This is a genomic window from Crossiella cryophila (genome assembly GCF_014204915.1).
Lineage (GTDB): Bacteria > Actinomycetota > Actinomycetes > Mycobacteriales > Pseudonocardiaceae > Crossiella > Crossiella cryophila.
In genome coordinates this window covers 784,305-809,632 of record NZ_JACHMH010000001.1, presented here as the reverse complement: position 1 = coordinate 809,632, position 25,328 = coordinate 784,305, and the positions used below count along the sequence as shown (strand labels likewise).

30 protein-coding genes are annotated in these 25,328 nt (G+C 70.4%); 9 read left to right on the top strand and 21 right to left on the bottom strand.

Going from position 1 to position 25,328, the window contains the following annotated elements:
- The first annotated feature begins 16 nt into the window (after positions 1–16).
- Entirely contained in the window at positions 17–1,882 is a 1,866-nt protein-coding gene (gene iolD / locus HNR67_RS03920; protein WP_185010106.1) for a 3D-(3,5/4)-trihydroxycyclohexane-1,2-dione acylhydrolase (decyclizing), read from the top strand.
- 21 nt (positions 1,883–1,903) lie between these two features.
- Here iolD and HNR67_RS03915 read toward each other — a convergent pair whose 3' ends face one another.
- The 3 genes from HNR67_RS03915 to HNR67_RS03905 form a co-directional block, all read right to left on the bottom strand.
- Positions 1,904–2,788: a hypothetical protein gene (locus HNR67_RS03915; RefSeq protein WP_185000757.1), complete on the bottom strand. Its 885-nt coding sequence runs from the start codon at positions 2,786–2,788 to the stop codon at positions 1,904–1,906.
- 102 nt (positions 2,789–2,890) lie between these two features.
- The gene (locus HNR67_RS03910) at positions 2,891–3,433 is read right to left on the bottom strand and encodes an HdeD family acid-resistance protein (RefSeq protein ID WP_221489762.1); all 543 of its coding nucleotides are present in this window, start codon (positions 3,431–3,433) and stop codon (positions 2,891–2,893) included.
- A 168-nt stretch (positions 3,434–3,601) separates the two neighbouring features.
- A complete protein-coding gene (locus HNR67_RS03905; RefSeq protein ID WP_185000755.1) occupies positions 3,602–3,802 on the bottom strand; it encodes a DUF3073 domain-containing protein in 201 nt (66 codons plus the stop codon).
- A gap of 197 nt (positions 3,803–3,999) precedes the next feature.
- On the opposite strand from HNR67_RS03905, the gene HNR67_RS03900 reads away from it, so the two are divergent.
- The gene (locus HNR67_RS03900) at positions 4,000–4,878 is read left to right on the top strand and encodes a hypothetical protein (RefSeq protein ID WP_185000754.1); all 879 of its coding nucleotides are present in this window, start codon (positions 4,000–4,002) and stop codon (positions 4,876–4,878) included.
- Here HNR67_RS03900 and HNR67_RS03895 read toward each other — a convergent pair.
- The 6 genes from HNR67_RS03895 to HNR67_RS03870 form a co-directional block, all read right to left on the bottom strand.
- Complete coding sequence (locus HNR67_RS03895; RefSeq protein ID WP_185000753.1) at positions 4,875–6,050, bottom strand: MFS transporter; 1,176 nt, start codon at positions 6,048–6,050, stop codon at positions 4,875–4,877. The two genes, HNR67_RS03900 and HNR67_RS03895, sit on opposite strands and share 4 nt — an antisense overlap.
- A gap of 57 nt (positions 6,051–6,107) precedes the next feature.
- Positions 6,108–7,046, bottom strand: coding sequence for an asparaginase (locus tag HNR67_RS03890; RefSeq protein WP_246492844.1), 939 nt, complete (start codon positions 7,044–7,046; stop codon positions 6,108–6,110).
- Between the two features lie 14 nt (positions 7,047–7,060).
- The gene (locus tag HNR67_RS03885; protein WP_185000752.1) at positions 7,061–7,648 is read right to left on the bottom strand and encodes an RsiG family protein; all 588 of its coding nucleotides are present in this window, start codon (positions 7,646–7,648) and stop codon (positions 7,061–7,063) included.
- A 61-nt stretch (positions 7,649–7,709) separates the two neighbouring features.
- The gene (locus HNR67_RS03880; protein WP_185000751.1) at positions 7,710–8,555 is read right to left on the bottom strand and encodes a BKACE family enzyme; all 846 of its coding nucleotides are present in this window, start codon (positions 8,553–8,555) and stop codon (positions 7,710–7,712) included.
- Between the two features lie 49 nt (positions 8,556–8,604).
- Positions 8,605–9,702 (bottom strand): CAF17-like 4Fe-4S cluster assembly/insertion protein YgfZ, encoded by a 1,098-nt coding sequence (gene ygfZ / locus HNR67_RS03875; RefSeq protein ID WP_185000750.1) that lies wholly within the window; start codon positions 9,700–9,702, stop codon positions 8,605–8,607.
- A complete protein-coding gene (locus HNR67_RS03870; protein WP_312986376.1) occupies positions 9,699–10,139 on the bottom strand; it encodes a Fur family transcriptional regulator in 441 nt (146 codons plus the stop codon). The genes ygfZ and HNR67_RS03870 overlap by 4 nt, the downstream gene beginning before the upstream one ends.
- Before the next feature lie 44 nt (positions 10,140–10,183).
- On the opposite strand from HNR67_RS03870, the gene HNR67_RS03865 reads away from it, so the two are divergent.
- Complete coding sequence (locus HNR67_RS03865; protein ID WP_185000748.1) at positions 10,184–11,035, top strand: aminodeoxychorismate lyase; 852 nt, start codon at positions 10,184–10,186, stop codon at positions 11,033–11,035.
- Here the strand turns inward: HNR67_RS03865 and pxpB are convergent.
- The 11 genes from pxpB to HNR67_RS03810 all read right to left on the bottom strand — a co-directional run bounded on the left by pxpB (position 11,023) and on the right by HNR67_RS03810 (position 18,681).
- Complete coding sequence (gene pxpB / locus HNR67_RS03860) at positions 11,023–11,631, bottom strand: 5-oxoprolinase subunit PxpB (RefSeq protein ID WP_185000747.1); 609 nt, start codon at positions 11,629–11,631, stop codon at positions 11,023–11,025. The genes HNR67_RS03865 and pxpB overlap by 13 nt on opposite strands.
- A complete protein-coding gene (locus tag HNR67_RS03855; protein ID WP_185000746.1) occupies positions 11,631–12,272 on the bottom strand; it encodes an FABP family protein in 642 nt (213 codons plus the stop codon). The genes pxpB and HNR67_RS03855 overlap by 1 nt, the downstream gene beginning before the upstream one ends.
- 173 nt (positions 12,273–12,445) lie before the next feature.
- The gene (locus HNR67_RS03850; RefSeq protein WP_185000745.1) at positions 12,446–13,054 is read right to left on the bottom strand and encodes a peptidoglycan-binding domain-containing protein; all 609 of its coding nucleotides are present in this window, start codon (positions 13,052–13,054) and stop codon (positions 12,446–12,448) included.
- 50 nt (positions 13,055–13,104) lie between these two features.
- Positions 13,105–13,719: a peptidoglycan-binding domain-containing protein gene (locus tag HNR67_RS03845; protein ID WP_185000744.1), complete on the bottom strand. Its 615-nt coding sequence runs from the start codon at positions 13,717–13,719 to the stop codon at positions 13,105–13,107.
- A gap of 80 nt (positions 13,720–13,799) precedes the next feature.
- Entirely contained in the window at positions 13,800–14,417 is a 618-nt protein-coding gene (locus HNR67_RS03840; protein WP_185000743.1) for a peptidoglycan-binding domain-containing protein, read from the bottom strand.
- Positions 14,418–14,600: 183 nt separating this feature from the next.
- Complete coding sequence (locus HNR67_RS03835) at positions 14,601–14,909, bottom strand: DUF1416 domain-containing protein (RefSeq protein WP_185000742.1); 309 nt, start codon at positions 14,907–14,909, stop codon at positions 14,601–14,603.
- 11 nt (positions 14,910–14,920) lie between these two features.
- Positions 14,921–15,760 carry a sulfurtransferase gene (locus HNR67_RS03830; RefSeq protein ID WP_185000741.1) on the bottom strand — a complete coding sequence of 280 codons (840 nt, stop codon included), beginning with the start codon at positions 15,758–15,760 and terminating at the stop codon, positions 14,921–14,923.
- Between the two features lie 42 nt (positions 15,761–15,802).
- The gene (locus HNR67_RS03825; RefSeq protein WP_185000740.1) at positions 15,803–16,234 is read right to left on the bottom strand and encodes a DUF4395 domain-containing protein; all 432 of its coding nucleotides are present in this window, start codon (positions 16,232–16,234) and stop codon (positions 15,803–15,805) included.
- Positions 16,235–16,631: 397 nt separating this feature from the next.
- Positions 16,632–17,045 (bottom strand): thioredoxin family protein, encoded by a 414-nt coding sequence (locus HNR67_RS03820; RefSeq protein WP_185000739.1) that lies wholly within the window; start codon positions 17,043–17,045, stop codon positions 16,632–16,634.
- Entirely contained in the window at positions 17,042–17,854 is an 813-nt protein-coding gene (locus HNR67_RS03815) for an LmeA family phospholipid-binding protein (protein ID WP_185000738.1), read from the bottom strand. Before HNR67_RS03815 ends, HNR67_RS03820 begins: the two co-directional genes overlap by 4 nt.
- Complete coding sequence (locus tag HNR67_RS03810) at positions 17,851–18,681, bottom strand: alpha/beta hydrolase (protein ID WP_185000737.1); 831 nt, start codon at positions 18,679–18,681, stop codon at positions 17,851–17,853. Before HNR67_RS03810 ends, HNR67_RS03815 begins: the two co-directional genes overlap by 4 nt.
- 98 nt (positions 18,682–18,779) lie before the next feature.
- On the opposite strand from HNR67_RS03810, the gene HNR67_RS03805 reads away from it, so the two are divergent.
- The 6 genes from HNR67_RS03805 to pstB all read left to right on the top strand — a co-directional run bounded on the left by HNR67_RS03805 (position 18,780) and on the right by pstB (position 24,565).
- Positions 18,780–19,517 carry a winged helix-turn-helix transcriptional regulator gene (locus HNR67_RS03805; protein WP_185000736.1) on the top strand — a complete coding sequence of 246 codons (738 nt, stop codon included), beginning with the start codon at positions 18,780–18,782 and terminating at the stop codon, positions 19,515–19,517.
- 45 nt (positions 19,518–19,562) lie between these two features.
- Positions 19,563–20,456 carry a mycothiol synthase gene (gene mshD / locus HNR67_RS03800; protein WP_407645110.1) on the top strand — a complete coding sequence of 298 codons (894 nt, stop codon included), beginning with the start codon at positions 19,563–19,565 and terminating at the stop codon, positions 20,454–20,456.
- Between the two features lie 213 nt (positions 20,457–20,669).
- Positions 20,670–21,785, top strand: a complete 1,116-nt coding sequence (gene pstS, locus HNR67_RS03795; protein WP_185000735.1) for a phosphate ABC transporter substrate-binding protein PstS — start codon at positions 20,670–20,672, stop codon at positions 21,783–21,785.
- Positions 21,786–21,907: 122 nt separating this feature from the next.
- On the top strand, positions 21,908–22,861 hold the full coding sequence (gene pstC, locus HNR67_RS03790; RefSeq protein ID WP_312986369.1) for a phosphate ABC transporter permease subunit PstC: 954 nt from the start codon (positions 21,908–21,910) through the stop codon (positions 22,859–22,861).
- The gene (pstA, locus tag HNR67_RS03785; RefSeq protein ID WP_185000734.1) at positions 22,858–23,772 is read left to right on the top strand and encodes a phosphate ABC transporter permease PstA; all 915 of its coding nucleotides are present in this window, start codon (positions 22,858–22,860) and stop codon (positions 23,770–23,772) included. The genes pstC and pstA overlap by 4 nt, the downstream gene beginning before the upstream one ends.
- Before the next feature lie 16 nt (positions 23,773–23,788).
- The gene (gene pstB, locus HNR67_RS03780; protein WP_185000733.1) at positions 23,789–24,565 is read left to right on the top strand and encodes a phosphate ABC transporter ATP-binding protein PstB; all 777 of its coding nucleotides are present in this window, start codon (positions 23,789–23,791) and stop codon (positions 24,563–24,565) included.
- A 76-nt stretch (positions 24,566–24,641) separates the two neighbouring features.
- On the opposite strand, the gene phoU is transcribed toward pstB, so the two are convergent.
- Entirely contained in the window at positions 24,642–25,295 is a 654-nt protein-coding gene (gene phoU / locus HNR67_RS03775) for a phosphate signaling complex protein PhoU (RefSeq protein ID WP_185000732.1), read from the bottom strand.
- Between the last annotated feature and the right edge of the window lie 33 nt (positions 25,296–25,328).

Below are 25,328 nucleotides of genomic sequence, written 5' to 3'. Positions count from 1 at the left end.
CACCCGCGTGTCCACCGTGAAGCTGACCACCGCCCAGGCCCTGGTGCGCTGGCTGATCGCCCAGCGGACCGAGCTGCTGACCGGCGAGCAGGCCCCGCTGTTCCCAGGGGTGTTCGCCATCTTCGGCCACGGCAACGTGCTCGGCCTCGGCAACGCCCTTGAGGAGCACCGGGAGCGGCTGCCGGTCTGGCGCGGCCAGAACGAGCAGGGCATGGCCCTGGCCGCGGTCGGCTACGCCAAGGCCACCCACCGCCGCCAGGTCATGGTGGCCACCAGCTCGGTCGGCCCCGGCGCGCTGAACATGGTCACCGCGGCGGGCGTGGCGCACGCCAACCGGCTGCCGCTGCTCCTGCTGCCCGGCGACACCTTCGCCGGCCGCGCGCCCGACCCGGTGCTGCAGCAGGTCGAGCACTTCCACGACCCGACCGCCACGGTCAACGACGCCTTCCGCGCGGTCAGCCGCTACTTCGACCGGATCACCCGCCCGGAACAACTGCTGTCCACGCTGCCCCAGGTGGCCCGGATCCTCACCGACCCAGCCGACTGCGGCCCGGTCACCCTGGCCCTGCCCCAGGACATCCAGGCCGAGGCATACGAGTTCCCCGCCGCGCTGTTCGAGCCAGTGCTGCACGTGGTCCCACGCCCCCGCCCGGACACCCGCCAGCTCACCGCCGCCGCGGAGACCCTGCGTGCCGCCCAGCGCCCGCTGATCGTCCTCGGCGGCGGGGTGCGCTACTCCGGCGCGGGCAGCAAGGTGCTGCACTTCGCCCAGCAGCACGGCATCCCGGTCACCGAGACCACCGCGGGCCGCACCCTGGTGCCGCACGAGCACCGCCTGCACGCCGGTCCGCTCGGCGTCACCGGCTCCACCTCGGCCAACACCCTGGCCGCCCAGGCCGACGTGGTGCTGGCCATCGGCACCCGCCTGCAGGACTTCACCACCGCCTCCTGGACCGTTTTCGCCCCCGAGGTCCGGATCATCAGCCTGAACACCGCCCGCTTCGACGCGGTCAAGCACGCCGCCCAGGAACTCGTCGCCGACGCCCAGGAGGGCATCCGCGAACTCGGCCACGCCCTGGGCTCCTGGCAGGCCGCGGCATCCTGGACCGCCAAGGCCGAGACCGAACGCGCCAAGTGGGACGAGCACATCGAGTCCCTGCGCAGCACCCCCGCCGACCTGCCCACCTACGCCCAGGTGGTCGGCGTGGTCAACGAGGAGTCCGGCAAACACGACTACCTGATGACCGCCTCCGGCGGCCTGCCCGGCGAGCTGATCGGCGGCTGGCGGGCCAAGGGCGCGCAGACCATGGACGTCGAGTACGGCTTCTCCTGCATGGGCTACGAACTCGCCGGGGCCTGGGGCGCGGCCATGGCCAGGGCGGAAACCCACCCCGACGGCGTGGTCACCACCCTGCTCGGCGACGGCTCCTACCTGATGCTCAACGCCGAACTGTTCTCCGCCGCCTTCGCCGGCCACGGCTTCGTCGCGGTGGTCTGCGACAACGACGGCTACGCGGTGATCAACCGGCTGCAACAGGGCCAGGGCGGCGCGGGCTTCAACAACATGTACGAGCACTGCCGCTCCGGCACCGGCGGCAAGCCCAGGGTCGACTTCGCCGCACACGCCGCCAGCATGGGCTGCGCGGTCACCGCGGTGGACAGCCTGACCGGCCTGGCCCAGGCCTACCGCCAGGCCAAACAGACCGCGCTGACCGAACACCGGCCGGCCGTGGTGGTCATCCGCACCCACCCGTCCTCCTGGACCGAGGCGGGCGCCTGGTGGGAGGTCGGCGTGCCCGAGACCTCGCACCGCGCCGAGATCAGCGCCGCCCGCACCGCGGCGCAGGACGCCAAGCGGGCCCAGCTCCGGTATCTGAGCTGAGCCCGTTCGCCAGTGCGCTGATCAGCCGAAGAAAATGGAGGAGATGTCGTTGTCAAAACCGACCTTCGCCAGATCCGCGATATCGGCGTCCACGGCCAGCGACTTGCCCTTGCAGTTCTTCTCGGTCCAGATCTTCACCGGACCGCCGGAAATCTGCAGCGAAGAGGTGACGTTGTCCCTGGCCACATTCTGGCAACCCGGCCCGGCCAGACCCTGGGACGCGCCATTGTCACTGAAATTCGCGTCGTCGTGCAGCACCGCGGAACCCCGCCCACCCGCCGGAGTGGTCGGGCTCGCGGTCGGCTGACCCGCCTTCTTGCCGTCCGGGGTAATGCCGAACCAGGTCCCGCCCACGCCCTGGCCCTTGGCGTCACCGGGCTTGAGGTCCTTGTTGAACCGGTACAGCGGCCAGCCCTTGATGGTCAGCTGCCGGGTGCCGTCCGGCCGGGTCACGGTGCCGACCGCGGAACGCTGCACGCCGTCCACGAACACCCGCCCACCCTTGGCGAGCAGCACCGGCGGCCAGATCTTGGCGCACTCGTCCACACAGGTGGTCTTGGACGGGTTCGCGGTGTCCTTGTCGAATCGGTACAGCGTGAACCCGCCGCCGTCCAGCACCACCGGGTCCAGCGCCCCCGCCTTGCCCGCGGAGAGCTGGACCCACCGCTGCGCGGCGGCCGAGTCAACCGATTCGCCGTTGTCCCGCCGCTTCACCCAGTCCCCGGTATTGCGCTCGGCTTTGTTCCCCTGCGCCGTCCCGGACAGCAACTGAATACCGTCCTGGCTCGTTTCCGGCGCCGCCACGGTATTCGCCACGTTTTCCACTCCGCCACCACTGCAGGCGGAAAGGGTAATGGCGCCGGCGGTCAAGACGGCAGCAAGCATCGCAAAGCGAGTTCGAGACATTGACGCACCCCTGAGTTCTTCGGACCCAGGTCGCTCCCAAGTCCGGCGCCCTTTCAAACGCCGGTGGGGCCAGCACGGTTCAACGCCGCTTTGTGACCCCGGTCACTCCCGCGTCAACCGGCGCAAACGCACCCCGAGCATGACCAGCACGATGCCCCACAGGATCGCGAACGCGGCAATGGTCACGATCAACGCCACCGCCCCCTGTCCTGGGAAGGCGAACAGCAGGAACCCCAGCACCACCGACAGCGCGCCACTGACGAACAGCAGCCACTCCCCGGTGATCACCTTCCGCAGCTGCCACCCGGTGGCGATCTCCAGCACGCCGGTCACCACCGCCCAGGCCCCGATCACGAACAACAGCGCCAGCGCCGTGATCCCCGGCCAGAACAAGGCCACCAGCCCGGCGAGCACACCCAGGCCACCCAGCAGCCCCACCAGCCACCGATCCGCCGCGGGCGCCACCCGGTCCGCCGCCGCCCCCGCGATCGCGGCCACCCCGTCGACAAGGGTGTAGAAGGCGAACAGGAACACCAGCACCAGCACCGTGACCCCAGGCCAGAGCAGCCCGATCACCCCGAACAGGATCGCGGCCACACCACGCACGACCACCAGCCACCAACGCCGCAGCAGCAACTCACCCATGCCCGGCATTGTCGACCCGAGACGGCCCATCGGCCATTCGGCGCAGGGCAGCAACGAGCGCCAAGGCGGTCCCTGCCCACTGCGCTGACTCGGGGAAGCGCGACCCAACCATGAAGGCGCGCACTAGGCGGTGGCCGGGAAGATCGGCCACCGCCTAGTGCGCGTCATTCAACGCCGGTCGTCTTGTCCGTCGTCGTACGAGTCGTCGACGCGGTCCTCATCGGACCGGTCGCCATCGGACTGATCGCCACTCGACAGTTCGCCGCCCGACAGCTCGCGCTGCAGGGCGTCGAAGTCCGTGGACCGAGTGCTGTACTTCAGCTCCCGGGCCACCTTCGCCTGCTTGGCCTTGGCACGGCCGCGCCCCATGGCTCGACCCCCTCGCACAGGGACGGGGGCGGCCGGGGGAACGGCGGCCCCACTCGTCTCAACGGTATTTTCCTGGCCGCCACAGTACCGTGTCAGTGCCCCGGATCGCGACGTGGCCACGCCTGTGCAGGCGTGCGTCACACCACCTCCGCCGACCGGGGTGCGGCCGTGCTCTGCCCGCGTGGCACGATTCCGGCGTGCCACGTCCGTTCGTCGCCTACCTGCGGGTGTACGAACCACTGTCCGTGCTGGAACAGCCGTTGCGCGCCCAAGTGGAGCAGGCTCTTGGGGTCGGCGGGACGGCGCGGAACGCGGTGGGTGACCGGGAACGCGAACTGTGGCTTCGATCACAGTTGGCCGCTCCGCCACGCCTCCTACCGGCCGACACGGTCGGCGCGCAACCGCTGGACGTGCTGGTCCTTGACCCGGCCGAGGTAGCGCTGGCCGAGGGCGCGGAGATCGGCCCCGGCCCCCTGGTCTGCCCGCTGGACGTCCGCGCGCGCAGCGCGGCCGGCCTGGTCGGCTTCGTCGGCACCGCCACCCTGCCGCTGCTGGACGCCGCGTTGCAGCAGCCGGCCGATGTGGTCAAGGCCCGCGCCGCCGCCGCACTGGCGGAGATGCCCGGCGGCGCCGCGCACGTCATCTCGGCCACCTGGAGCGTGCCGCTGCCCTGGTTCGCCATGGTCGAACCCGAGGCCAGGCACCTGGTGCTGGCCGCCCCGGACGACCCGGACCGGATGTGCTGCTGGCGGGTCGGCATGACCGACGCGCGCAGCCGGGTCGCACACGCCTTCACCGTGGTGCACAACGCCCTCGGCGAGGAGAGCCCGGCCAAGGTGCTGCGCGACACCGGCCGCTGGCTGGCCCACTTCCACCCCCGCTCGGTGGTCGAACTCGACTACGGCGGCCTGGTCCAGCTCATCGACGACGACACCCTGCTCGCCGACACCTCCGCCCAGGACGTCCAAGCCGTGATCGCGGCCCTGGAGTCCGGCGACGCCGAGGAGGTCGCCGAGCGCTACGCCGAGTTGCGCGAGTTCTGGGACGAACTGGTCAACCGAGAGCAGCACAACTAGCGGCCCTCGCGCAGTCCGCGCAGCACCACCCAGGCCAGCCCGCCACCAGCCGCCGCCAGCAGCAGCGCGGCAGGCCAGGACAGCGCCGTGGCCACCCAGCCCGCCGTGGCCGGGGTCAGCGCGGCCCCCACGTAGTTGGCCGTGTTCTGCATGCCCAGCGCCACCCCGGTGCGCTCCGGCGGGGCCATCTCCCCGGCCGCGGTCAGCGCCAGCCCGTTCCAGCTGATCGCCAGCCCCACCGCGGGCAGCAGCACCGCCACCAGCACCCACACCGGCACCGTGCCCGCCAGCGGGTCCAGTGCCGCGGCCAGTGCGAACAGCACCAGGATGCCCAGGGCCACCATCCGCAGCGGGCCCAGCCTGCTGCCGACCCGGTCCGACCACACCCCGTTGCCCAGCCTGCCGAAGCCGCCGATCACCTGGGCCACCGCGAGCAGGCCGCCGGCCGCGGCCAGTGAGAGGCCGTACCGGTGCAGCAGTTCCACCAGCATCGAGGCGCCCACGAACTGCGGCACCACCAGCAGTCCGCTGGCCAGGCTGATCCGCAGCATCCGGCGGTCGCGCAGCAGGCCGAGGCCGCCGAGGGAACTCGCCGGGCGGGTCCGGCCGGGGGGTTCGCGCACCCAGATCGCCACCGCCACCCCGGCCACCGCGTTCAGCGCGGCCAGCGCCAGGAAGGCCGCCGGGGCCTGCCACCAGGCCGCCACCGCGGGCAGCAGCACCGCGGCCAAGGCGGCGCCGAGCGGGGTCGCGGTCTGCCGCACGCCCATGGCCAGGCCGCGCTGACCACTGGCGAACCAGGTCATCACGGCCCGGCCGCTGGCCGCGTTGGTGCTCGCGCCGAATATTCCGGAGGCCAGCAGGGCCAATCCGGCCCGCACCGGGGAGTCGACCAGTCCGGCCACCGCCAGGCAGCCCGCGGTCCCGGCCAGGCCGACGGTCATCACCAGCCGCTCGCCATAGCGGTCCGCGGCCAGCCCCCAGGCGACCAGCGCGAGCACGTTGCCCAGGTTCACCGCGCCGACCAGCAGTCCCACCTCGGCCAGGTCCAGGCCGAAGTGCGCGCGCAGCTGCGGGGAGATCGCGGGCAGGCCGAGGAACCCGGCCGCGTTGACCCCCTGGGCGAGCGCGCCGACGGCCAGCACGACCCAGCGGTACCCAGAGGTGGTCACTCACCTCACGCTAGATCGCCCGCCCACGATACGGGAGTACTTTCCCGGTGACTGGGATCAGAACACGCCGGGCAGCAGCCGCGCGGAGCCGACAGGGCGACCGCCGCCGAGGATGGTCTCCTCGGCCAGTTCGGCCAGTTCAGGGGTGCCCGCGCCGAGGAACCGGAGTGCGCCTGCCATCACCGGCAGCCGGGCCCGCTGGTGCCCGTCGTCGATCTTGATCGCGATCGCGGTGCCGTCCGGCAGCGCCGCCCCGTACACGCCCTCCGCGCCCGCCTTGGACAGCAGCCCCGGCACCGCGTTCATCAGCCGGGTGTCCTCGCGGCCGGTCCCGGCCACCATGAACGGGTTGGCCCGCATGGCGTCGGCGATCCGCCGCTCGTGGCTGCCGTCGGCGCCCTGCACCAGCTTGCCGAAGGCCCTGGCCAGCCCCACCAGGGACAGTCCGAACATCGGCGCGCCGCAGCCGTCCACCGTGGTCACCGTGATCGGCTCCTCGCCGAGGTCGGCCATGGTGTCCCTGATGGTGACCTGCAGCGGGTGCGAGGGATCGGTGTAGTTCGCGGTGTTCCAGCCGCGCTGCACGCAGGTGGTCAGCATGGCCGCGTGCTTGCCGGAGCAGTTCATGGTCACCGGCTCGGCCTTGCCGCCGGCGGCCAGGATCGCGTCCGCGCTGGCCTCGTGCACCGGCAGGTCCGGCGGGCAGCGCAGATCGGCCTCGGACAGCCCGTGCTTGGCCAGGATGGCGCGCACCCTGGCCACGTGCTCCGGCTCGCCGTTGTGCGAACCGCAGCCCAGCGCCAGGTCGGTGTCATCGGGCAGGTCCAGGCCGCAGCGCAGCATGCCCAGTACCTGGAACGGCTTGTTCGAGGAGCGGGGCAGCACCACCTGCCGTCCGTTGCCGCGCACGTGCCGGAGCACGCCGTCGGGCCGGACGATGACCACCGAACCGCGGTGCACTCCTTCCCGGAAGCCGGAACGGACCACCTCGACCAGTTCGGTGCTCAGGGCTACTCCTCCTCGCGTGGCTCCACGACCGGCTGCCGGGTGCGTTGCGCGTTCAGCAGCTCGTCCACCGAGGCGCCGCCGTCCCGGTAGCGCCGCGCGATCTCCTCGTTCAACCGGTCCACGACCAGCTGAACCTCGCGCCGGTGCCTGGACACGGCCTCTTCCTCGGCTCTATAGGCTCGCAGGGTCTCCAGCAGCTTGTCATCGGAGAGCGATGTGACATCCGACAAGTCCACGTCGGAGACCAGCGCCTCCACATGCCGCCGGTGCGCCTCGGCCCTGGAGGGCTCCTGGGTCTGGTAGCGGCCGAGCCCGGTAGCCGGGCCCACCGCGTTCTTGGCCAGGATCGCCACCAGCTGCTCGACCACCGAGGTGGACCCGCCGTCCCGCCGCCGCTGCTGCTCGGCCTGCACGATGTCTATCCGGCCGTGCAGCAGCCTGCGCACGTAGGACAGGTCGGTCTCCTCCTGCGCGGCCTCGTCCCGCAGCGCGCGCACCTCGTTCAGCGCTCGCTGCTCACAGTCCTGGGCGTAGTCCGGGGCGAGCACCCGGTCGATGCGCCGGCGCCCACCTGGACGGACCTCCATCACATGACCATCCTGCGGGACGTTTCGGTCAGCCGCCAACAATCGTTTCGCCTCTCCCGGTTATTCACCCAGCCTGACGCACCCCGAGCAGCTTTCGGGCCTGCTCCGGCGTCAGCGGGGGACGTTGGGCAATCCTGGACACGGCCGCGGCCCGCGCGACGAGCTGGGCGTTGTCCCGGACCCGCTCGCCCCTGGCATAGGAGAGCGTGTCCTCCATCCCGACCCGCAGATGACCGCCCGCGGACAGAGAGGCGAGCAGCACTGGCAACGTGCTCCTCCCGACCCCGGTGGCGGAGAAGGTAGCGCCCTCCGGCAACAGCCGCAGCGCCGCGGTCAGCGTGGTGGTGTCCCCTGGCATCCCGCCGGGCACACCCATGACCAGGTCGACGTGCACATGACCGCCCGCCGGCAGGCCGTGCTGGTCCAGCAGCCGCTGCAGCGAGGAGAGCTGGCCGAGGTCGAAGATCTCGTACTCGGGCACGATCTGGCGTTCCTGCATCCGCTTGTGCAGCTCGACGATGAACTCCCAGCGGTTCATGAACACCGCGTCGCCGAAGTTGACCGTGCCCATGGTGCAGGAGGCCGAGTCGGGCAGCGCGTCCAGCACCGCCAGCCGGTCCTCCTCCGGGTCGGTCACCGCGCCGCCGGTGGAGAGCTGCACGACCAGGTCGGTCTCCGACCGCAGTGCGTCCACGGTCTCCTTCAGCCTGCCGAGGTCGAGGGTGGGCTCGGCATCGTCGTCCCGGATGTGCACGTGGATGAGCCCCGCCCCGACCCGCTGGCAGTCCGCGGCGGTCTTGACCAGCTCGTCCAGGGTGACCGGGAGGTTGGGGACCTCGGCCTTCTCATGCTCGGCCCCGGTGGGGGCGACGGTGAGAAGCGTGCCGGTGGTGGGCAACGGCGCTGTCATGTCCGGGATCCTGCCAGGCAGGCCCCGGACAAGTCAGCATCCGGCAGTCTCAGCCCCTCAGCCGGCGCAGCGCGGCCTTGCCCGGCGGCTCGCCGGTCGGCGCGGGCACCGAGTCGGGGTCCACGGTGGCCGCGACCAGCCGGTCCTCGGCCCCGGCCAGCAGCTGGGCGTCCACCGGCACGGACTGCTTGAGCAGCGCCAGCCCGATCGGGCCCAGCTCGTGGTGCATCACCACGCTGCCCAGCCTGCCGACCGCCCGGCCGTCCAGGGTCACCGGATCGCCGGTCTCGGGCACCGCGTCGGCGGAGCCGTCCAGGTGCAGCAGCACCATCCGGCGCGGCGGGCGGCCCAGGTTGTGCACCCTGGCCACGGTCTCCTGACCGCGGTAGCAGCCCTTGTCCAGGTGCACCGCCACCCCGATCCAGTTGACCTCCTGCGGGATGGTCCGGTTGTCGGTGTCCTGGCCCAGCCGCGGCCGCAACGCCTCCACCCGCAGGGCCTCGTACGCCAGCGTGCCGGTGGGCCGGGCCCCGGCGTCGGCCAGCCGCTGGAACCAGGTGATCAGCTCGGCGTGCGGCACCAGCAGGTCCACCACGTCCAGGGTGGGCCAGGGCATCCGGCGGACGAAGCCGCCGCCGGGCAGGTCGGTCAGCGCGTAGGCGGTGTCCGGGACCTCGGCGCCGACCTTGGCCAGCACCTCGGCGGTGTCCGGGCCGAGCACGGTGAGCAGTGCGAACTCCGCGCTGACGTCCTTGGGCTCGACCTTGCTCCAGAAGACCATCTTGGTCAGGTAGGACAGCAGCGCGGGCGCGGTCTCCGCCTCGGTGTCCAGGTAGATCGTCTCGCCGTGGTGGGCGACCAGCATGTGGTGCTCCACCCGGCCCTGCGCGTCCAGCACCAGTGCCTCCCCGCCGGTGCCGGGGGCGAGCTGGTGGAAGTGCTGGGAGGTCAGCGAGTGCAGCCAGTCCAGCCGGTCCGCGCCGGGCACCGCGATGATCACCCGGTGCGAGCGGTCCACCACGGCCGCGCGCCGGGCCGCGGTGCGGGCCTCGGCAGGCGGGTCACCGAAGTGCCATGGCACGCCCAGGTCCGGTGAACCCTCCGGCGCGGCGATCGCGCCCGGCCTGCCCAGCAACGGTGAACTCACGATGTCTCCCTCGGCTCTTTCGCACCACACTGCCCGCACACCCCGGAAAGTGCGAGGTGGCTCGGGTCCAGGCGGAAGTTCTTGGCCGCCCGCAACGCCTCGCCCAGGTCCGCCAGCGCCTCGCAGGGGACCTCGTCCACCCGGCCACAACGGTGGCACACCAGGTGCACGTGCTCGTGCTCGTCCAGGGAGTAGACCGGCGCACCGTGGCCGAGGTGGGTATGCCGGACCACGCCGAGCCGCTCCAACAGTTCCAACGTCCGGTAGACCGTGGTTATGTTCACCGTCGGTGTGATCCGCCGCACGTGCGCGCAGATCTGCTCGGGGGTGGCGTGCGCCAGCGCGGTGATCGCGTCCAGCACCAGCTGTCGTTGCGGCGTCATCCGCAGGCCGCGTTCGTGCAAGGTCCGGCGAAGCTGCTCCGGCGCGGTGTCCACACCCCAGATCCTAGGCGTCCTTAGCAGGTCTACGCTTGGACAACATGCGCGTGCTGGCATTGCTGGACGGAACAATCCTCGACCCGGACGCCCCGCTGCTGCGTGCCGATGATCTGGGCGTTCTCCGCGGCGACGGTGTCTTCGAGACCGTGCTCGTGGTGGATGGCAAGCCCCGCGAACTGGGGCCGCACCTGGATCGCCTGGCGCGATCGGCGCACATGCTGGAACTGCCCGAGCCGGATTCGGCCGAGTGGGAGCACTGCGCCAAGGCCGTCATCGACGCCTGGGACTGGGCGGCCAGCCCGGAGATGGCGCTCAAGCTGGTCTACAGCCGCGGTCCGGAGTTCGGCGAGGGCCAGACCGCCTACGCGATGGGCCTGCAGATCGGCGCAGGCGTGGTGCGCCGCCGCCAGGACGGCGTGTCCGCGCTGACCCTGGCCCGCGGGTTCGAACCGGCCGAGGCCGAGCGCTCGCCCTGGCTGCTGCTGGGCGCCAAGTCGCTGTCCTACGCGGTGAACATGGCCGCCATCCGCCACGCCGAGGCCAACGGCGTTGACGAGGTCATCTTCACCGCGGCCGACGGCAGCGTGCTGGAGGGCCCGACCGCGAACGTGGTGGTGGCCAACGGCCGCACCCTGCGCACCACCCCGCCGGTGATCGGCATCCTGCCCGGCACCACCCAGGCCGCGTTGTTCCGCGCGGCGGAGAAGGCAGGCTGGGAGACCAGGATCGAGCCGATCCAGGCCGAGGAGCTGACCAGCGCGGACGGCCTCTGGTTCCTCTCCAGCGTGCGCCGGGTCACCCAGATCCGCACGTTGAACGGGCAGCCGGTGGCGGCCAGTGCCGAGCTGCACGCCGAACTCAGCGAGCTGTACGAGTCCAACTACCGGGACTGAGCCTGGAAACGCACCCGGTCACCGGGTGCCAGTAGTGCGGGCGGGTCGCGGTCGACGTCGAACAGCGTCGCCGCGGTCCGCCCGATCAGCCGCCAGCCACCGGGCGAGGCCCGCGGATAGGCCCCGGTGTACTCCCCGGCCAGGCCGACCGACCCGGCAGGCACCCGCTCCCGCGGTGAGTCCAGCCGGGGCTGGCGCAGGGCTTCGGGCAGGCCGGTGAGGTAGCCGAAGCCGGGCGCGAACCCGCAGAAGGCCACCGTGTACGCCGCGCCGGTGTGCAACTCGACCACCTCGGCGGTGCTCAGCCCAGCGGTCCGGGCGACCAGGTCCAGGTCGGGGCCGTCGTAGACCACCGGCAGCAGCACATCGCGGCCCAGCGCGGGCGGCTCCCGCTCGTCCAGCGTCTCCAGCACAGCCCGGACCCCGGCCAGCCCGGCGCCCGGCCGCACCTCGACCAGCACGGTCCGCGCGGCGGGCACCAGGTCGAGCACCTCGGGCAGCCCGGCGGCCCGCAGTGTGGCGTGCACCGCCTGCACCGCGGCCGCCGAGTCCAGCTCGACCAGCAGGGCGTGCGCCCCGCAGGGCAGCAGCCGCATCAACCAGCGATGCGGATCAAGCGGGCTGACAGGTGGGGCTGCATTTCCTCGCCGACCATGGCGCGCTCGTCCACGTAGGCCAGGTCGCCGCCGTCGACGATGCCGTAGAGCCGCTGGCTGGCGGTGACCTCCTTGGCGCCCACGGTGCGCACGATGGCGTCCGTGGCGATCTCCCAGGAGGTCTGGTTGCGCGGCTTGCCGTAGTACATCTCCATGATCCCGGTCGCGTGCGCGAGCAGGACCTCGATGGTGTCGTCGGCCTGCACCCGCCACCAGCCAACCTCGCGGGCGGCCGGCCGCAGCACGCTGCCGTCCTCGTTGAGCAGCCAGGAGCGCGACTCGTAGTACAGGAACGGCCTGCCGTCGTGCGCGAAGGTGATCTGCTGCCCGAAGCGGTACGGCCCGCCCTCCAGGGAGCTGTAGGCCACCTCGCCCTCGCCGCGCCAGACCCCGACCAGGGGCAGCAGGGCGAGTAGCTGGTCGTGCAGGTTCGGGCCGAGCCGCAGGTTCGCGGTGTCGGCTGCCACCGGCAGATCGTCGAACTGCGGCAGGTTGCGGTCACGGGTGGCCGCGGCCCGCGCTTCGGCGGCCTGGATCGCCGCGTCACCGCTGCCGGGCTGGGGCGTGGTCGGTTCCGTCATGGGTCAGCGCTGGTCGGAGTACAGCCGGTACACCACGTACACGGCGAACCAGGTGATCACCAGGCAGGCCGCCACGAGCAGGCCGGTGAAGAAGATTTCCACAACGACGCAGCATAACGGCCGGGGCGACGGGACACCTGCCCCGCCACCCCGGCCGTGATGAGCGTTATAGGTCAGCAGCCGGAGCGGCCCGCGACGCGGAAGGTGGTGTAGAGCGCCCGCCAGGTCGGCGCGTTCACCACGGCGTCCTCCGGCAGGCCGACCGTGCGCTGGAATTCGCGCACCTTGGCCTGGGTCCCGGCGTCGTAGGTGTCGCCGTACTCCCCGGTGCTGCCGTTGATCCGGTTCAGCGCGTTGTGCAGGAAGAACATGTCCTCCGGGTAGTGCCCGCCCGGCTGGAACACCGTGGCAGGCGGCTCACCGGCGTAGGTCTGGTGCTGCGGCATCCGGCCGACCAGTGCCTGCCAGGTCTTCGAGCCGACGATCCCGCTGTCCTTGATCCCGTGCTCGCGCTGGAAGTCCTTGACCGCGGCCAGTGTGTTGTCGCCGTAGAAGCCGGTGCCGGTCAGCCCGTACCCCTTGTCTTTGAGCGCGAGCTGCATCCCCCGCACCTCCGCACTCCGATCACCCTGGTTGACCTGCGGCAACGTGGCCGCGAACGCCGAGGAGTTCTCCTGGCTGGAACAGGCCGACGCCGGTGTCGCGCCGACGGTCGAACTCACCCCGATGGTCCCCAGCGCCAGCATGGCCATGACCAATCCCCGTGCAGCGAACTTACGCATGACAATTCCCCCCTGTGATTATTTCCGAATTTGTCGCCGGTTGAGCGGGCTCAGCAGCCCCAGTTGCCCCGGACCGAGACCACGGTGCTGAGCGCGTGCCAGGTCTTGGCCCCCACGATGCCGCTGTCCTTGATGCCGACCTGCCGCTGGAACTGCTTGACCACGTCGGCCAGCGGCGCGTCGTAGACCCCGTTCGCCCCGCCGGGCACCTCGCCGTCGGTGATCCGCATGAGGTGGTCGATCACCTGGGTCACCGCGGCCGGGTTGCGGTCGCCCGGGTTGAGCTGCGGTGTGGTGGCCCAGAGGTTCTCGGTGCGGAACTTCGGCAGCACGCCGACCAGCTTCTGCCAGGTCTTCGAGCCGACGATGCCGCTGTCGTTGATGCCGTGCTTGCGCTGGAAGTCCTTGACCGCGCTCAGCGTGTTGTCGGCGTAGAGCCCGGTGCCGTTGAGGCCGTAGCCGAGTTCGCGCAGCCGGAGCTGCATGCCCTTCACCTCCGCGCCGCGGTCGCCCGGGTTGACCTGCGGCAAGGTCGCCGCGTACGCCGAGGAGTTCTCCTGGCTGGAACAGGCCGAGGCGGTCGGCGCGGTGCTGGTGGCGGCGATTCCGGCGGTGGCCAGTGCCAGCAGTGCCATAACCATGCCGCGGGCAGCGAATTTACGCATGACAAATCCCCTTGAGTTAGCTGTGGAGGTTTTTGCTGAGAATTGGTGCTGAATTGCTTTTGGGAAAAGGCCGACCGCGGTCAGCAGCCCCACTGCCCGGCGACCGCGGTCACCCTGGCCAGCGCGCGCCAGGTCTGAACCCCGACGATGCCGCTGTCGTTGATGCCCACCGAGCGCTGGAACTCGCGCACCACCTGCTGCCAGCCCTGGTGGTAGACCGGGCTGCCCCAGGCGGGCACCGCGCCCGCGTTGGGCAGCCGCTCGAAGTAGATGGCCAGCAGCTCCACCCCGCGCGGGTTGTGCGCGCCCGGCTGCATCTGGTGCAGCTCCTCCGCCGGGGTGCTGGTCCGGCCCAGCGGCAGCACGCCGACCAGCTTCTGCCAGGTCTTGGCGCCGACGATGCCGCTGTCGTTGATGCCGTGCTTGCGCTGGAAGTCCTTGACCGCGCCCAGCGTGTTGTCCGCGTACAGGCCGGTGCCGCGCAGGCCGTAGCCGAGTTCGGCCAGCCGGTGCTGCATGCCGCGCACCTCAGGACCGCGGTCGCCCGGGTTGACCTGGGGCAGCGCGGCGGCGAAGGCCCGCGAGTCCTGCTCCGAACCACAGGCCATGGCGTTGGTGGCGCCTGCCGAGGCGGTCAGGCCGACGGTGACCAGTGCGAGCAGTGCGACGATGAGCGAACGGGCCCCGAACTTACGCATGACAAATCCCCAGCGGTGTGTGTGATGAATGTGGATTCCCCTTGCGCCACCGGGGTTCTCCCCGGGGCGCCGACATCATCAACACGCTTTTCCGGCCGGGCCGGTTGCCGTGGTTCCGGCATAAAAAAGTGGTCCCGATCACCCCAATTCCGGGGCAACCGGGACCACTGGTCGAGCGTCGTATCAGGCCACCGCGACCTCGAGGCTGTGCAGCCCCGGACCGTCCGCGTGCAGCTCGGCCTGGCCGGTGCCGGTGCGGTGCAGCGCCCGCACGGTCCAGTCGCCGGGTGCGGCGAAGAACCGGAAGTCGCCCTCGGCGGAGGAGACCACCTCGGCGGTGAACTCGCCGCCCGAGTCGAGCAGCCGCACGAACGCGCCGCCCACCGGCGACCCGTCGGCGGTGACCTTGCCGGTCACCACGATCTCCTTGCCCGCGTCCACGCCCGCGGGCAGCGCGCTGCCCTGGACCGGAGCGCCGCAGCCGTCACTCATGTTGTCTCCCTTTACTTTCCGGCGCCGGTTTCGATCGGCACGCCGACCAGCGAGCCGTACTCGGTCCACGATCCGTCGTAGTTCTTCACATCGCCGTGGCCGAGCAGCTCACGCAGCACGAACCAGGTGTGCGAGCTGCGCTCGCCGATACGGCAGTAGGCGATGGTGGACTTGCCGCCGTCCAGGCCGGCCTCGCCGTAGATCTCGGTCAGCTCGGTGTCGGAGCGGAAGGTGCCGTCCTCGTTGGCCGCCTTGCTCCACGGCACGTTGATCGCGCTGGGGATGTGCCCGCCGCGCTGCGCCTGCTCCTGCGGGAGGTGCGCGGGCGCGAGCAGCTTGCCGGAGAACTCGTCAGGGGAGCGCACGTCGACCAGGTTCTTGGCGCTGATCGCGGCCACGACCTCGTCCCGGAAGGCCCGGATGGACAGGTCCTGCTCCTGCGCCTTGTACGCGGTGGCCTCGCGGCTGACCGTGTCCTTGGTCAGCGGACGGCCGTCCAGCTCCCACTTCTTGCGGCCGCCGTCGAGCAGCTTGACGTTGTCGTGCCCGTAGAGCTTGAAGTACCAGTAGGCGTAGGCGGCGAACCAGTTGTTGTTGCCGCCGTAGAGGATGACCGTGTCGTCGTTGCCGATGCCCTTGGCGGACAGCAGCTTCTCGAAGCCCTCGCGGTCGACGAAGTCCCGCCGGACCTGGTCCTGCAGCTCGGTCTTCCAGTCGATCCGGACCGCCCCGGGGATGTGACCCCCCTCGTAGGCGGTGGTGTCCTCGTCCACCTCGGCGAACACGACGCCGGCGGCGTCGAGGTTCTCTTCGACCCACGCGGCCGATACCAGGACGTTCTCGCGGCTCATCTGACGCGGCTCCTCTTGTCTACTTCTGTCTACTGTGGACGATCAGGTGCTTTTGGCCGGGGCGAACCGGCGGATGATCAGGTACATCTCGCAGCCGAGGCACAGCCCGAACGCGGCGTTGAGCAGCGCGGCCACCAGCGCGGCCGCGGTCGCCACCACACCGAGCGTGGTCAGCCCGGAGGCGTAACCGATCGTGCCGACCAGCGCGAAGACGAACCCGACACCCTGGGCGAAGCGCAGCGGCTCAGGAGCCTCGCGCTCACTGGTCGGCTTGAGCCTCGGCCGGATGGCCGTGCGGAAGAGCTGGCCATAGGGGTTGAGGCGCAGCCCGATGAACGCGCACATCGCGAAGATGACGGTCTGTGCGGCAAGCAGCTGCCAGACCCCGGTGAGCAGCACGATGACCAGCACCAGACTGGTCATCCACGCGGTGAAGCGCGGGCCTCGGGGGTCTACGGGAACATCGCCGGGCATGGGGGACCTCCTGACGGTGGGACACGGAATGGGTCCGTCAGTGGCGGTTATCGGCACATCCGCGCGTCAGGCGCAGCGGGCAAGCCAGATCAAGCCGCCGAAGTCAGCCGAGCCGACACAGGCTGCTGTCCACGCGGCAGTTGTCCACCGCGCGACGTTGAGTAAGCAGCACGTACACGTCGGCGAGGTTACTCGCGGAGCCCGCTCTACGGGAGAGGCGTCCACTGGATGGGACCAAGGGCCGGTCCACGGGGCCGCGCCCGCGATAGCCGCGCCGAGGCGGCCCCTGGCGGCACGGCCGGACCGCCCGAATACGCCCGGTATGAGGGCGGCCCGGCCGCGCCACCAGGAACCACCTCGATCACGACTCTCGCAGACGCGACCCCGCGGACAGGCCCTAGTCGAGCAAAGGGCGCAGCGCGTTGAGCAGCTCGTCCCGCTTCGGCAGTCCCGAGATGCGGAACAACTCCCGCTCCCTGGCATCCACCACCAGCGTGGTGGGCGTGCGCATGATCTTGAGGCGTTCGGCCAGCTCCGGCCGTTCGGTGACGTCCAGTTCCACGTGGTGCAGCCGCGGCTCCTGCCGGACCACGTCGCCGAGCAGCACCTTCGTGTGCCGGCAGGGCGCGCAGAAGGTGGTGGACAGCTGCACCAGCGTGATCGCCGGGGCGGCCGCCAACACGGTCCGGATTTCTTCAGGCAACTGCTCGATCGGCACCGCGGCGCGCACCTTCCCGTTCCGCCAGCGGTACAGCAGACCCAGCGCGCCGGTCAGCGCCAGCACGCCAAGGACCACCCACACCTGCGTCACTGACCACCCCGGTTCGGCACCGCGCCGCCGCCGAGCTGCACGTTCTTCGCGCTGCCCTCGACGACCAGTGCCCCATTCTCCGCCCGCACGCCGGTGGGCACCACGGTGAAGGGCAGCCCGCCCGGATCGATCCGGGTGCTGAAGGCCCGCCGGATCAGCCGGTCCACCGCCGGCGGCAGCGCCACCTCGCCGGTCTCGTTGCTCACCCGCAGCCGCTTCGGGCTGACCTCGATCTGGTTGTCCACCAGCGAGAGCACCCCGACCACGGTCACCTGGGTGCGGGTGCCCGCGATGTCGGTGCTGCCGGTCAGCTTCACCGGCGCGGTCTTCTCATCCACCACCTGCGGCTTGCCGGTCGGCACGATCGGATCGCCGTTGGGCTTGCGTTCCAGCAGCTCGTCCGGGTTGGCAGGCTCGATCTTGAGGTCGGCCACGTTGATCAGCTTGCCCACCTCGGCGGCCAGCAGCTTCACCCGGCCGGTGACCTCGTCGATGGTCACGTTCTGCGCCGAGCCGGAGAGCAGTTCGGACAGTGGCGCGCGCACGTGCCGCAGGGTCGCCTCGACCTCCACGTTGCGCAGGTCGGCCACTGGCACCCCGCTGGCCTTGACCTCGACCTCGCGGTAGTCCCCGGCCAGTGCCTGGTAGAGGAACGGGAAGCCGTTGATCCGCACCGCCGGGTCGTCGGCCAGCTTGAGCTGGGCCCGCAACCGGGTGGAGACCTGGTACTCCGCGGCCGCGGCGGCGCCGAAATCGCCGGCGACCAGCAGACCGATGAGCACGACCAGGACGATGGCTAGCTTCTTCACACGGACCCGTTCCGAAAGTCGGAGGTAGTTAACTCCAAAGACGAGGGTACTGACCCCGAGGTTGCGCCCAGCCACTCCCGGATCCGATCGACCAGACCGGGCGTCAACGAGGACTCGGCGTGCCCCATGCCCTCTTCCAGCCACAACTCCGCGCTCGGCCCGCAGGCCCGGTGCATGGCGGTGACATCGGCCACCGGGAAGTAGTTGTCCGCGGTGCCGTGCACGAACAGCAGTGGCGTCGGCGCGATCCGCGGCGCCAGCTCGATCGGCGAGGCGGGTGCCGTGGTCCACCGCGGCCCCAGCCGCACGCCCAGCATCAGCAGCCCGAACGCCGGCCCGCCCGGCAGCTCCAGCAGCTGGTTGACCCGGCGCATCTTGGTCGTCTCGCGCACCCACCAGCGCGCGGGCGGGCTGACCGCCACCACCGCGTCCGGTTTGGCCGCGCCCTCGGCCAGCGCCGCCTGCCGCAACACCACCGACCCGCCGAGGGAACATCCCAATGTGGTCACTCTCGGATGGCCGAGAGCACGCAGGAACTCCACCCCGGCGGCCACGTCGAACTGCTCGTCCAGACCCACCGAGGACCGCCCGCCGGAGCGTCCGTGGCCACGCAGGTCCAAGCCGAGAACGGTGTGCCGCAAGGCCAATCGGCGTAACAACCGGCGAACATCGGGGCGGCCGGTGTGCTTGGTGAAACCGTGTGCGACGACCACCGCGGTCGGGTGCGCCGAGGGGGTCCTCGGGCCGAGCAGTAACCCGTTCAGCCGCACCTTGTCCGAGGTCAGAAGTGTGACACCGGTTTCGTGGCCTGTTGTCACGAGTGCCATGCCGAGTATTCTCCCGTTCATCCAGCGGCAATGGCGCCGAAGCCTGACTACCTCGCGCGACCGGGGCGACCCGGTGAGCGTGGAAAGGAGGCGGCGCCATGACCAGCGTGGACCTGCTTCTGCTGACCACGGACCGCGACCCGGAGTCCGTGCTCCCGGCCCTCTCGCTGCTCCCGCACCAGGTGCGCCCGCTGGTGCCCGATGTCTCCGCGCTGCTGGAGGCAGGCCCGCATGACGCGGTGCTGGTCGACGCGCGCACCGACCTGGTCGGCGCCCGCAGCCTCTGTCGCCTGCTGACCAGCAGCGGCATCGACGTCCCGGTGATCGCCGTGGTCAACGAGGGCGGCCTGGTCGGCGTCAGCGCCGACTGGGGCATCGACGAGATCCTGCTGCCCACCGCGGGCCCGGCCGAGGTGGACGCCCGGCTGCGCCTGGTCCGCTCCCGCCGCGCCGCCGCGCACCGCGGCAACGACGGCGCGCTGGTGCTCGGTGAGCTGGTCATCGACGACACCACCTACACCGCCCGGCTGCGCGGCCGCCCGCTGGAACTCACCTACAAGGAGTTCGAGCTGCTCAAGTACCTGGCCCAGCACGCGGGCCGGGTCTTCACCAGGGCGCAGCTGCTGCAGGAGGTCTGGGGCTACGACTTCTTCGGCGGCACCCGCACGGTGGACGTGCACGTGCGACGGCTGCGCGCCAAGCTCGGCCTTGAGCACGAGACCCTGATCGGCACCGTGCGCAACGTCGGCTACAAGTTCGTCCGCCCGCCGCGGGCCGGCGCCGGCCGGGTCGAGCTGGGCCAGGACGAGCTGGCCCCGGACTACGTGTCCTCCTGATCACCAGCGGCTGCCTGCCCGCGTTTCCGGCACTACGGTGAAGCCGTGGTGCAGATGACGTGGGCAGGCCAGCTCTCCCCTGACGAAGCAGCAGCCGTCCGCTCCCTGGTGGCCGCGGCCGCCGAGGCCGACGGCCGCGCGCCGGTCGGGGAGCACGTGCTGATGACCCTCTCCGGCGAACACCTCCTGGCCAGGCAGGCCGACGGCCAGCTCGGCGGGTACGTCAACCTGGACCGTGACAACGACGGCCGCTACGTCGCCGAACTCGCCGTGCACCCCGGGCACCGCCGTCGTGGCCTGGGCACCGAACTGGTCACCCAGCTGCTCCAGCGCGCGGGCGAGGGCGACCTGCGGATCTGGGCGCACGGCGACCACCCCGGCGGCCAGGCCATCGGCGCCCGCCTCGGCTTCACCCGCGCCCGTGACCTGTGGCGGATGAGGATGGCCTTCACCGGCGAGCTGCCCGAGCGCGCGCTGCCGGACGGCCTGAGCCTGCGCGCCTTCGTGCCCGGCCAGGACGAGGCCGCCGTGGTCGAGGTCAACAACAAGGCGTTCTCCTGGCACCCGGAGCAGGGCGGCTGGACCACCGCGGACATCGAGCTGCGCGAGGCCGAGTCCTGGTTCGACCCGGCGGGCTTCTTCCTGGCGGTCCGGGACGGCCGGATCGTCGGCTTCCACTGGACCAAGGTGCACGCGGCGCGCCCGGACACCGGAAACCAACCGATCGGGGAGGTCTACGTGGTCGGCGTGGACCCGGACGCCCAGGGCGGCGGCCTCGGTTCGGTGCTCACCCTGGCCGGCCTGCGTCACCTGCGGGAACGCGGTCTGCCCTCGGTGATGCTGTACGTGGAGTCGGACAACACCACCGCCATCCGGGTATACGAGAAGCTCGGCTTCGCGCACTGGGACAGCGACGTGCAGTACGCGCGGTCACGCTGACCGGCACTCCGCCAGATGACGGTGGGGTCACGGAGTGCAAACGTGCAGGTCGCACCCGGGTCACGGGTTCACACCAATGGGGTGTGAATGGTCACTGAAGGTGGCTTGTTCACCCTCCGTTCATCTTCTGACGGCCAACTATCCATCCTCGGTCCCTAACGTCCCGTTCCGAAGGGCGGGTGCCGCCGCCCGTCCACGTTCTGGAGGACTCAGGTGAAGATCAAGCAGCACGCTGCCGTGCTCGGATTCGTGGCCGCGGGCGCGCTTCTGCTCTCGGCGTGTGGTTCGGACAACAACGCCGGGAACAACACCAGCGGGGCCACCAGCTCCGCGGCCGGTTCGGTCGCCTGCGGCGGCAAGAAGTCGGTCAACGGTGATGGCTCGTCCGCCCAGGGCAACGCCATGACCGAGTTCACCGCCTCCTACGTCGAGGCGTGCAAGGACTTCAACGTCGCCTACAACGTCTCCTCCTCCGGCGATGGCATCAAGAACTTCCTCGCCAAGCAGGTCGACTTCGCCGGCTCCGACTCGCCGCTGAAGGCCGACGAGATCACCAAGGCCACCGAGCGCTGCGCCGGGTCAGCCCCGCTGCACCTGCCGCTGGTCTTCGGCCCGGTCGCGATCGCCTACAACCTGCCCGGCGTCGAGCTGACCCTGACCCCCGACCTGGTCGCCAAGGTCTTCAGCGGCGTCATCAAGAACTGGAACGACCCGGCCATCAAGGCCGCCAACCCCTCGGCCAACCTGCCGGAGAAGGCGATCGGCGTGGTCTTCCGCTCCGGTCAGTCGGGCACCACCGACAACTTCCAGAAGTACCTCGCCGCCGCGGCCCCGCAGGCCTGGACCAAGGGTGACGGCAAGGAGTTCAAGGGCGGCATCGGCGACGGCAAGGCCAAGTCGGCCGACGTGGCCAGCGCGGTGAAGGCCACCGAGGGCGGCATCACCTACGTCGAGGTCTCCTTCGCCAAGTCCAACAAGCTGGGCATCGCCAAGCTGGACTCCGGCGCCGGTGCGGTCGAGCTGACCGACGCCACCGCGGGCAAGGCCATCGCCAACGCCAAGCTGCAGACCGCCACCACCCCCGGCGACCTGGTGCTGGACCTGAAGGCCCTCTACGCCGACAAGACCGCGGGCTCCTACCCGCTGGTGCTGGTCACCTACGAGATCGTCTGCGCCAAGAGCGCCGACGCGGACACCGCCAAGGCGCTGAAGAACTTCCTGACCGTGGCCTCCACCACCGGCCAGGACCGGCTGCCCAAGATCGGTTACGTGCCGGTCCCCGCGGAGTTCCGCACCAAGCTCACCGAGTCGATCAAGTCGATCTCCTGACCCACATCGTTCGGTCGGCGGCTCTGCCAAGCTGATCGCGACGCCATGAGCGACCCGATGCGGGCGGTCCCCAACCAGGACCGCCCGCATCGCCGGAACTACCGGAGGCACACATCTCCACCGTGACCACCGCGCCGAGCAAGCCGGTCCGACGTCCGGGTGACCGCATCTTCAGCGGCATCGCCAGCGGCACCGGAGTCTTCATCGTCGCGCTGATCGGCGCCATCGGGATCTTCCTGCTGCTGCAGGCCATTCCCTCGCTCCAGGCCAACAACGCGAACTTCCTGTTCTCCTACGCCTGGGACACCAACGACCTCAACAACCTGCGCTTCGGCATCCCGGACCTGCTCTGGGTGACCGTGGCCTCCTCCCTGCTGGCCCTGCTGCTGGCGATGCCGATCTCGCTGGGCATCGCGCTGTTCCTCACCCAGTACGCCCCGCGCCGCCTGGCCCGGCCCTTCGCCTACGTGGTCGACCTGCTGGCCGCGGTGCCCTCGATCATCTTCGGGCTCTGGGGCATCCAGGTGCTCGCCCCGGTGCTGACCCCCTTCGCCGAGTGGCTCACCGCCAACCTCGGCTGGTTCCCGTTGTTCGCCAAGGGCAACGTGAACCCGGCGGGCGGCGGGCACATCTTCACCGCCGGCGTGGTGCTCGCGGTGATGATCCTGCCCACGGTCACCGGGGTCAGCCGCGAGGTCTTCGCCCGCACCCCCCGCGAGCACATCGAGGGCGCGCTGGCCCTCGGCGCGACCCGCTGGGAGGTCATCCAGACCACGGTGCTGCCCTTCGGCAAGGCGGGCTTCGTCAACGCCTCCATGCTCGGCCTCGGCCGCGCGCTCGGCGAGACGATGGCGCTGTACCTGATCCTGTCCACCACCGCGCAGCAGCCGTTCTTCAGCCTCTTCGACGGTGGTTCGACCTTCGCCTCCAAGATCGCCCTTGGCATCAGCGAGGCGGCGAGCAGCCCACTGGCCGCTGGCGCCTACATCGCCGCGGGCCTGGTGCTGTTCGTGCTGACCTTCGCGGTCAACGCCACCGCGCGCTCGATCGTCGCCCGCAAGAAGGAGTACTCGTGACCACGGCGAGTGTCGACCTCGAACGCCCGGCGGCGCCGCCGGCCTTCCAGCCGGTGAGCGGTGCCCGCAAGGCCAAGAACGTGGCGGCCACCGTGCTGGTGGGCCTGGCCTTCCTGATCGCGATCGTGCCGCTGGTCTGGGTGCTCTACACCACCCTGTCCCGCGGCCTCGGCCCGATCCTGTCCAGCACCTGGTGGACCCATTCGCTCTCCGGCCTGCGGCCCTACGACGAGGGCGGCGGCGCGTACCACGCGATCTTCGGCACCATCGTGCAAGGCCTGGTCACCGCGGTCATGTCGGTGCCGATCGGCGTGATGGTGGGCATCTACCTGGTCGAGTACGGGGTGGGCAGCAAGCTCGGCAAGATCACCACGTTCATGGTGGACATCCTCACCGGTGTGCCCTCGATCGTGGCCGCGCTGTTCGTCTACTCGGTGTGGATCAGCATCTTCGGCTTCTCCCGCAGCTCCTTCGCGGTGACGCTGGCGCTGATGCTGCTCATGGTCCCGGTGGTCATCCGGGTCACCGAGGAGATGCTCAAGATCGTGCCGAACGAGCTGCGCGAGGCCTCCTACGCGCTGGGCATCCCCAAGTGGAAGACGATCGTCAAGGTGGTCATCCCGACCGCGATGTCCGGCATCGTGACCGGCGCGATGCTCGGCGTGGCCAGGGTGATGGGCGAGACCGCGCCGGCGCTGGTGCTGGTGGCCTACGCGCCCTTCATCAACTTCAACATCTTCGACGGCAACATGGCCAACCTGCCGCTGATGATGAACTCGGAGTTCGCCAACCCCGAGACCGCCGGTTTCGACCGGACCTGGGGCGCGGCGCTCACCCTGGTGATCGTGATCATGTTGTTCAACCTCGTAGCCTCGATCATCTCGCGGCTCTCGGCCATCAAGACCAAGTGAGCGGGCGGTAGGAGCAATGGCCAAGCGCATCGATGTCAAAGACCTCAACATCTACTACGGCAAGTTCCACGCCGTGGACGGGGTCACCCTCCAGGTGCCGCCGCGCAGTGTCACCGCGTTCATCGGGCCCTCGGGTTGCGGCAAGTCCACCGTGCTGCGCTCGCTGAACCGGATGCACGAGGTGATCCCCGGCGCCAGGGTGGACGGGCAGGTCCTGCTCGACGGCGAGGACATCTACGCCACCGCCGTGGACCCGGTGTCGGTCCGCCGCACCATCGGCATGGTGTTCCAGCGGCCCAACCCGTTCCCCACCATGTCCATCAAGGACAACGTGGTGGCCGGGCTGAAGCTGGCCGGGATGAAGGGCAAGAAGAAGCTGGAGGAGGTCTGCGAGCGCTCGCTGCGCGGCGCGAACCTCTGGGAAGAGGTCAAGGACCGGCTGGACAAGCCCGGCGGCGGCCTCTCCGGCGGTCAGCAGCAGCGACTGTGCATCGCGCGCGCCATCGCGGTGCAGCCGGACGTGCTGCTGATGGACGAGCCCTGTTCGGCCCTGGACCCGATCTCCACGCTGGCGATCGAGGACCTGATCACCGAGCTGAAGAAGGAATACACGATCGTCATCGTCACCCACAACATGCAGCAGGCCGCGCGGGTGAGCGACCAGACGGCGTTCTTCAACCTGGCGGGTGTCGGCCAGCCGGGCCGCCTGGTCGAGGTCGACGACACCGAGAAGATCTTCTCCAACCCGACCCAGAAGGCCACTGAGGACTACATCTCGGGCCGATTCGGTTAAAGCACAAGGGTTTCTCTAACCACAAAGGCCGGGTCCCCATCGGAGGGACCCGGCCTTCGTTGTGTCGTAAGGGAAATCAGTCCTCGCGGCCGGGCATCTTGCCGGTGGCGATGAACACGACCCGGCGGGCCAGCGCCACCGCGTGGTCGGCGAAGCGCTCGTAGAAGCGGCCGAGCAGCGTGATGTCCACCGCGGGGGCCACGCCGTGCGGCCAGTCCTTGTCCATCAGCACGCTGAACAGGTGCTTGTGCAGGGCGTCCATCTCGTCGTCGTCCTGCTCGAGCTGCTGGGCCAGCGCGACATCGCGGTTGCGGATGACCAGCTCGGCCTTCTTGGCCAGCTCCACCGCGACCCGGCCCATCTGCGCGAAGTCCTCGCGCACCTGATCGGGCAGCACGCCGTTGGGGTGCCTGCGCCGGGTGGCCTTGGCCACGTGCAGCGCCAGATCGCCCATCCGCTCCAGGTCCTCGGCGGCGTGGATCGCGGCGACGACGACCCGCAGGTCGGTGGCCACCGGCGCCTGCAGGGCGAGCAGCGCGAACGCCTGCTCCTCCGCCGCGGCGCGGGCGTCGTCGATCTTCGCGTCCTCGTCGATCACCTGTTCGGCAAGGCCGAGGTCGACGTTCAGCAGTGCTGCGGTCGACTTCTCCATCGCTTTCGCGACATCGGCGGTCATGTCGCCCAGGATCTCGGCGAAACGATCGAGCTGCTCGTGATAGGCCTCGCGCATGTGGTCAGCCTACGGTGCGCGGGTCGCGGGGTC